The organism is Streptomyces sporangiiformans (assembly GCF_005768555.2).
Classification (GTDB): Bacteria; Actinomycetota; Actinomycetes; order Streptomycetales; family Streptomycetaceae; genus Streptomyces; species Streptomyces sporangiiformans.
The window spans coordinates 1-2105 of record NZ_VCHX02000238.1 but is presented as its reverse complement, the minus strand read 5'-3'; the positions used below and the strand labels follow the sequence as shown (position 1 = coordinate 2105).

General features: G+C 72.7%; 1 protein-coding gene. It reads left to right on the top strand.

The annotated features are described in order from the left end of the window. Window positions 1-14: 14 nt before the first annotated feature. A partial coding sequence (locus FGD71_RS35140) for a polyketide synthase dehydratase domain-containing protein (RefSeq protein ID WP_162931315.1) occupies window positions 15-2105 on the top strand: 2091 nt, incomplete at its 3' end.

Genomic DNA, 2105 nt, shown 5'->3' with positions numbered 1-2105 from the left:
GTGTCCTGTCCGGGATGGCGCAGGAATCCCTCACCGGGGACGCGCAGTTGATCACGGCCCTGCGCAAGGACCGACCCGAACCGGAAGCCCTGGTCACCGCCCTCGGCCGACTCCACATAGCCGGCGTCGGGCTGGACTGGAACGCGGTCCTCCCCGGTGCCACGGCGGTCGACCTCCCCACCTACGCCTTCCAGCGCGAGCGGTTCTGGCCGGAGGCGGCGGTGGGGTTCGCGGGCGACGTGACGTCGATGGGGTTGGGTGCCGCGGATCATCCGTTGCTGGGTGCGGTGGTGTCGTTGGCGGGTGCCGATGGCGTGGTGCTGACGGGTCGGCTGTCGGTGCAGACCCATCCTTGGCTCGCCGATCACGTGGTGTCGGGTGCGGTTTTCCTGCCGGGTACGGCGTTTGTGGAGCTGGGCGTGCAGGCCGGTGACCGGGTGGGCTGCGACACGGTCGAGGAGCTGACACTGGAAGCGCCGCTCGTGCTGCCCGAGCACGGGGGTGTGCACGTTCAGCTCGCTGTGGGTGCGCCGGATGCCGCGGGACGGCGTCCACTGTCGGTGCATTCGCGGGCGGATGACGTGGCGTCGGACGAGCCGTGGACCCGGCATGCCACCGGCTGGCTCGTCGCCGGCACGCGTCGCGCGGCGGACGTCGATCTGGCGGCCTGGCCGCCGCAGGGCGCCGAGCAGGTCGAGATCGACGGTCTGTACGCGGGTCTTGCCGAGGCAGGTCTGGCGTACGGTCCGGTGTTCCAGGGGCTGCGTGCGGCCTGGCGGCGCGGGGACGAGGTGTTCGCCGAGGTGGCGCTGCCCGAGCAGGAACAGGACCGGGCGGCGGCGTTCGGGCTGCACCCGGCGCTGCTCGACACATCCCTGCACGCCATCGGGCTCGGCGACTTCGTCGAGGCCTCCGGCGGCGCGAGCCTGCCCTTCGAGTGGAGCGGTGTGTCGCTGTACGCGACCGGGGCGGCCGCGGTGCGCGTGCGTCTGACGTCGGCCGGCGCGAACGCGGTGGCGGTGGAGGTCGCCGACGAGACCGGCGCGCCCGTTGCCTCCGTCGACTCCCTCGTGCTCCGCGCGGCATCCGCCCAGCAGCCGGTCCGCCGTACCGCCTACCGGGACTCCCTCTTCCGTACGGAATGGACGGCCCTGCCCTCTGCTGAAACGACCCCCTCGCGATGGGCGGCGATCGGACCGTGGACCACCGACATCGGCGTCCCGGTACACACGGCCGACTCCCTCACCGGACTCGCGACACTCCCCGAACTGGTCGAGCATGCACCGGACTTCGTGCTGCTCCCGTGCTCCGGAACCACGACGGGGGGCGCGGAAGGCGTAACGGCGGACGGCACCCGTGCCACGGTGAACCACGTCCTGGACGTGCTGCAGACCTGGCTCGCCGACGACCGGTTCGCCGACGCACGGCTCGTCGTCGTCACCGGCGGCGCGGTCCCGGTCGGCCCCGACGCCGATGTCACGGACCTCGCCGGTGCCGCCGTGTGGGGCCTGATCCGTGCCGCCCAGTCCGAGAACCCCGGCCGCATCCTGCTGGCCGACCTCGACGCCGAGACGTCGTCGGCGCAGGCCCTGCCCGCGGCCCTCACCGCGGACGAGCCGCACGTCGCCCTGAGGGAGGGCGTGGCGTACGTACCGCGCTTGGCCCGCGTCGGCACCGACGGCACGCTGGTGCCGCCGACGGGCGAGACCGGCTGGTTCGTCGGACCCATGGGCAGCGACACCCTCGACGGCCTCGACATCGAGGTGAGCGACGACGCGACGGTGCCACTCGCTGAGGGCGAGCTGCGGATCGCTGTGCGCGCGGCGGGCGTCAACTTCCGCGACGTCCTCATCGCCCTGGGCATGTACCCGGGCGGTGCCGTGATGGGCGGTGAAGTAGCCGGCGTGGTCACGGAGGTCGGCCCCGGTGTGACGGAACTGGCCGTCGGCGACCGCGTGATGGCCATGGTGGAGCGGGCCTTCGGCCCTGTCATGGTCGCCGACCACCGCCGCGTCGCCGGTTTCCCGGACGACTGGTCGTTCGAGCGGGCGGCGACGACGCCGATTGTGTTCCTGACGGCGTTGTTCGGGCTGCGGGATCTGGCT